Source organism: Quadrisphaera sp. RL12-1S (assembly GCF_014270065.1).
Classification (GTDB): Bacteria; Actinomycetota; Actinomycetes; order Actinomycetales; family Quadrisphaeraceae; genus Quadrisphaera.
This window is the reverse complement of record NZ_JACNME010000022.1, coordinates 1-5855: the sequence shown is the minus strand read 5'-3', so window position 1 is coordinate 5855 and position 5855 is coordinate 1. Positions and strand designations below refer to the sequence as shown.

Sequence of the window (5855 nt, the reverse complement as noted above, 5' to 3'; positions counted from 1 at the left end):
CAGCCCGGTCGTCAGCCCGGTCGTCAGCCCGGGGCCGACGCAGAACTACACCGACCCCGACGTGGTGCCGCGGCGCGCCCGGCCGGGGCTGGCGCTGGCGGTGCGCACCGCCGTCGTCGTCGGACCCCTGGCGCTGGCCCTGGTGGTCGGGGCCGTGGCCGCCCTGGTAGTGCCGCCTGCGCGGGTGGGCCTGCCGGTGTGGCTGTGGCTCGTCAGCGTGGTCGTGGTCACCTCGGTGGTCCTGTTCGCCTGCTCGCGGCTGCTGCGCCGCCTGGCCCCGCTGTCGGCGCTGCTCCGCCTGAGCCTGGTGCTGCCCGACGACGTGCCCCACCGCTTCGCGCTGGCGCGACGCCGCTGGTCGCCCGAGGCCCTGGAGGGGTCCGAGCGCGGGGGCGAGGGCTCCGGCCAACGGGTGCTGGCCCTGGTCGCGACGCTGGCCGCCCACGACGGCAGGACCCGCGCCCACGCCGAACGGGTGCAGGCCTACGCCGCCCTCATCGGCCAGGAGATGGGCCTGTCCGCCGCCGACGTCGACCGGCTCAGCTGGGCCGCGCTGCTGCACGACGTCGGGAAGGTCCACGTCCCCGTGGAGGTCATCAACAAGGCCGGCCGCCCCAGCGAGGCCGAGTGGGCCCAGCTGCAGACCCACCCCCACCACGGCGGCGAGCTCGTCGAGCCGCTGCGCGGCTGGCTGGGGGACTGGCTGGACGGGGTCGAGCAGCACCACGAGCGCTTCGACGGCACGGGGTACCCCCGCGCGCTGGCGGGTGAGGACATCCACCTCGCCGCGCGGATCATCGCGGTCGCCGACACCTACGACGTCATCACCTCCGCGAGGGCGTACAAGAAGCCGATGTCGGCCGAGCAGGCCCGCGCGGAGATCACCCGGTGCGCCGGGGCCCAGTTCGACCCGGTGGTGGTGCGGGCGCTGCTCGGCGTCGGCATCGCCAAGCTGCGCCGCGTCGCCGGTCCGGCGACGCTCCTGGCGGCACTGCCGGTGGTCGTCGCCGCCCCCGCCCAGGCCGCCCCCTCGGTGGGAGCGGCGCTGCAGGTCGCCGGTGGACACGCGGCGACGGCCGTCCTGGCCGCCGGGGTGGGGGTGACCGGAGGGGTGGCCACCGCCGACGTCATCGCCGCGCCGCCGGGTGCGGCGGTGCTGGTGGTCCAGCAGTCCACAGTCCCCCTCACCGCGAACGGCGCCGCCGCCGCGCCCGGCAGTAGGGCCCGTTCCGCCTCGGGAGCGATCGCAGGCGCGACAAGCGTCCCCACCCAGCCCGAAGCATCCGGGGCGCCCAGCACCCCGACGTCCGGGCCGAACGCACTCCCCAGCGCAGTCGAGGCCACCGCTGCCGTGCCGACAGCGTCCACGACCGCGGCTCCGCTGCCAACGGCATCACCGCTCGAGGGGGCACCGGTGGCCACCGACCCTCAGCATCCCGCGGGCCCCTCCAGCCCCGCGGGCAACCGCCCGACCCTACCGGTGACCCCGCCCTCGACCGCTGCACCACGCACGTCTCCCGCGCCGGTGCTAGCGCCGAGCGCGCCTCGCCCGGCGGACCCCAGAGCATCGAAGGTCCCGGCCGCCACGTCAGCACCGGCGAGGAAGGCCGCCGAGGAGGCGAAGGCGGCAGCCGAGAAAGCGGCCAAGGGAAAGGCCGACCAGGCGAAGGCCGCTGCTGACCCTGCTGACGCCGCTGGCACGGCAGCCGAGCAGGCCGCGAGGAAGGCGGCCAAGGACGCGGCCGACGCCGCCTCCAGAGCCGCCAAGCAAGCAGACGACTCAGCCAGCAGGCTCACCGGCGGTCTCACGGGGGGACTCGTGAGCGGGCGGACCGACCCACCACCTAAGAGCTCCAGCGGCTCGTCCGGCTCCTCGGGCGGCTCCTCGTCGGGAGCGTCACGGGCTCCGGAGCGGTCCCAAACAGCGGTGACGGGCCTGCCCGGTGCCGGCGGACCCGTGGGCGGGCTGGTCACCGGACGACGCTGACCTGCCCGGCGGCTGCCGAACGGGCGGACCCAGGACAGCTGCCTGCGCCGCTGACCACCTCACCGGGTGGTCAGCGGGGCAACGAACTCCCTCACCGACACCGACCGACGAGGACATCCACATGCACGTGAACACGACCCTGCGCGCTCGTCATCCCCAGCGCGCCGCGCGCACCGCTGCTGCCGTCCTGGCAGCCGGCGCGGCCGTGCTGGTGCTGTACTCCTTCATCGACCCGGCCACTCCCACGGCGCAGCAACGGAGCATCAGCTGGGTCGTGGCCGCGGCCGCCGCGGGCGTGTCGGCCTGGTGCTGGTTCGGTGAGGCTGCTCGCTTGGACCGCGTCGGGGTGCTCGCCGCCGTCCCAGCCCTAGGCACCGTGCTGATCTGCGCCCAGGCGTGGCACACCGGTGACGTCTCAGCCTCGGTGCAGGTCTTCCTGGCCCTGCCCGTCATCGCCGCCGCGACCCAACTGCGCGCCGGTGGCGCAGCTGTGGCGGTGAGCACCGCCATCCTGGGTGACCTTGCGGTGACCACCCACTTCATGCCGCTGCCGGCGGCGCTGACCGACGTCGTGTTCGTTGGCACCACTCTGGCGGTGGTGGCCGTTGTGCTGGTGCGCCTGCTGGACGCCCAGGAAGCCGACAGGGCTGAGCTGGCGCGCTTGGCCGCGGTGGACACCTTGACCGGTCTGGTCACCCGTCGGGTGCTGGATGACGCCCTCGCCGCGTCGCTGCGCTCAGCGGCCTCGGCCCAGGGCACGGCGCTGGTCCTCGTGGACGTCGATAACTTCAAGGCCATCAACGACGGGCATGGTCATCCGGTCGGAGACGACGCGCTGCGCCACCTCGCGCGGGTACTGGCCTCCTCGGTGCGCCATGACGATGCGGTGGTCAGCCGCATGGGCGGGGATGAGCTGGCGGTGCTGCTGACGGGTTGCTCAGCAGAGGTGGCCGCCCTGAGGGCTGGGGAGCTGGTCCAGGCGGTGCGCGCGGCCCCGCTGCAGCTGGTGGACGGAACCCAGCTGGCAGTGACGATCAGTGTTGGGGTGGCGCAGGTGCCGCGGCACGCGGTGGGGATGCGTGAGCTGTACGCAGCAGCCGACGCTGCCCTGTACGAGGCCAAGCGCGCCGGGCGTGACCAGTACGCCAGTGCCTGACAACGAGGACAAGGGCCGAAGATCGACGCCGTGGTGCGCAACCACCGCCAGGACAACCGACGATCGCGCGACCCGTCTCGGCAGCACGGTCGGTAGCGAGGCGACGACCATGGAGACAGTGGGTCCGCCCCCTCCCGGGGACAGCCTTCGCGCTACCGCGGCTCCAGCTGCTCAACTCGCCGTGGATGGCGAGTCACATCGACTAGTCGAGGCCCGCGGTGCGCTGAACGATTTCCGCCACACCCGTCCGGGTAGCGATCCCATCTGCGACGGACCGGGGCTTCGGGCGCCAGCGCGCCGTGACATGTGCCGAGGCGGGCGGTCACCGGTCCACGTGCGAGACAAGCAGCGGGGAACCCGTTGCCGCCGCTCCGCAGTTCGGCTCACGCGGAAGAGACTCAGGCAGCGGCCGCCGCACGTGTCGGAGGAGACCATGGTGAGAGTTCTACTTCAAGCGCCGATCCTGACGATCGGCGAGTCTCATCAGCCGCTGATCTACAAGATCATTGTCTTAGCCTTCATGGTGGTCGGCATCGGTGGGGCCCTCGCGGTAAGCGCCTGGCGGAAGTGGCGGAGCAAATGATCGCGGGCGGCAGTGCCGGCCGACGAGCGTCAGACGATGTTGTTCGGTCGGCGGTCCTCCACCGCGCCGGGAATCGCTCGTTCAGCCCGCCTTCGGATCGGCGCGGCGGCGTGAACGCCTTCCACTGCTCGGTGCTCGCCGCCGGAACGGTGCCTGCACCCAGATGAAGACGCCGATGACGTACGCAGCTACCCCAAGGACTCCCCACCAACTCCCCATGAGCCAGTCGAGCAAGGGGAAGATGAGCATGGCCGGCAAGAAGATCGGTACGAGGAGCAGCCGCCGCGCCGCCGTTGACGTTGCTTTGATCACCTAAGCCCATTCCTCTGCAGTCGGCCTCGACCGTCGCAAGAAGCAGCATCGTGCCCCCCGCGTCGCTGACGCCTTGTCAGCGCCACGCCCTCGGGCCCCGCGCGCATGATGCTTCAACCCCCTCCGAGGTCGAGGTCGCAGATGGGATCCGGGGAGCGGTGGTCGATCGGACGCGTCGACGCCTCACCCAGACAAGATGAGGCTGTGGACGACCGTCGACACCGGAGCGCGTCGCTGACCCTCCCTGTCGAAGTCGACTGCATCGAGCCGGTCGCCGGATCGTGGTCATCGACGCGCCTGACGGACCCTTCTCCACAGAGACCGACGCTGCATCGAAGGTGGAAAGTGCGACACGGTCGTCGGTCGTGGAGGTCCTTCGCGTCGTCGACGTCGGGCTTGCGCTCGTTGACTTCGACGGGCGCCTCTGGTCCCTGCCGGCGACTGTTCAAAGGCGAACAGATGCAGGACATGTATACAAAAGAGCCTTTCAAGCGGGCGCGATCTTGAGCCGATAGAGGCAATGTCCCGCGATCCCGTAGATGCAGCCGAGACCACTGAGCTCAAGGAAGGCCATGTCCATCTCGCCCATCGGCGGCAGCCGCTACAGCAGTACTGACTGGTCCACCAAGCCCAGCCGCACCGCCCAGGAAGCCCCCTCGAGCTATGAGCAGGTCGCCGCGGCGCTCTCTTCCCCGTCAACCATCCCCGCCGCTTACGACCAGTCATGGATGTCCAAGAACCTCTCGGCGCAGGACAAGGCCACGATCACCGCGACGACCGGAGTCCGGTTCGGCGCCTCCGGCAGCCTCCTGATGCCCATGTCGGCCAGTCCCAACGAGAGCTACGCCCTGCAGAGGACACTGCACCAGCTCAACTCTCAGCGCGGCGGGTTCCCAAAGGAACTCACCCCCGAGGAGGTGCTCCAGCTGATCAAGCAGAACGCTCCCGGGGCTAATCCGGAGTCGATCGATGACTTTATCAAGCGCACCTACAGCAACGGCAGGACTTACGCCTAGGGGTAGAAGCGAGCGACCCCGCCAATGAGGGCAACAACACAAGAGGGGAGGACCGCTAGTGCGGTCCTCCCCTCTTGCGCGTCGCGGTCTCACCTGGTCGGTCAGCGCAGACAGAGCGATGAGGGAGAGTGTCGACGCCATGCAACATCGCATACGAGTAGCGGCGTCATAGGTGTAGCCGACGTGAAGCACGAGGACACCAGGGGGCCACCGTCTACGCACGCAGAGCCGCACGCCTTGCGGTCCCCGCTGCCGCCGTAATGCTGCTGCTCAGCGGCTGCAGCGCTAGGCCCGACGACGTCATGGCCTCACCGGCATGCCCGCAACCCCTTCACCGCACCCTCGTCGCCGTGCAGACCTCCGCCCCAGGCTCCAACGATGACGTCGGTGCAGCCACGCCCAGCCCCCCCATCAATCTCGCCAAGCAACACCCCATCACTGCCACTGCAACCTTCCACCCCGACGACGGCTCCAGTGACGCCTTGCCTGTGACGGTCGGCGTCGATGACGGCACGGGGATGGGCATCGCCGCAGTAGAGGCATGCCAGGTCCTCACCCTCCAGCTCGCCTTGGACGCCGGGGATCTGTCCACGCCTTACGGGCAGGTGCAGTCCGGCCGGCTGCAGATGGCGAACGACCGGGGTGCCGGTTCGCTGCGGCTCATCGACCAGCCCACTTAGAAGACGTTGCATTAGTCGTTCACGAGCAGCCGAGCAGCGATCAAGGTGACCGCGAGACGAGCCAGCGCGTTGACCGACTTCGCGGTGCGGTCATAGCGCAGGGCGAGCCGCTTGAACGCCA

At 70.5% G+C, this 5855-nt stretch carries 4 protein-coding genes and 1 pseudogene; 4 read left to right on the top strand and 1 reads right to left on the bottom strand.

Features of this window, described 5'->3' with window-relative positions; translation table 11 throughout:
• The 4 genes from H7K62_RS21295 to H7K62_RS21280 form a co-directional block, all read left to right on the top strand.
• Positions 1-1987 (top strand): HD domain-containing phosphohydrolase (locus H7K62_RS21295; RefSeq protein ID WP_186722556.1); only part of this gene is annotated, 1987 nt, incomplete at its 5' end.
• Between the two features lie 127 nt (positions 1988-2114).
• A complete protein-coding gene (locus H7K62_RS24430) occupies positions 2115-3143 on the top strand; it encodes a GGDEF domain-containing protein (protein WP_186722555.1) in 1029 nt (342 codons plus the stop codon).
• Between the two features lie 1467 nt (positions 3144-4610).
• Positions 4611-5054, top strand: coding sequence for a hypothetical protein (locus H7K62_RS21285; protein WP_186722554.1), 444 nt, complete (start codon positions 4611-4613; stop codon positions 5052-5054).
• 350 nt (positions 5055-5404) lie between these two features.
• Positions 5405-5734: a hypothetical protein gene (locus H7K62_RS21280; protein ID WP_186722553.1), complete on the top strand. Its 330-nt coding sequence runs from the start codon at positions 5405-5407 to the stop codon at positions 5732-5734.
• Between the two features lie 11 nt (positions 5735-5745).
• Here H7K62_RS21280 and H7K62_RS23215 read toward each other — a convergent pair.
• Positions 5746-5855, bottom strand: a pseudogene (locus H7K62_RS23215) (IS5/IS1182 family transposase); the annotation flags it as partial.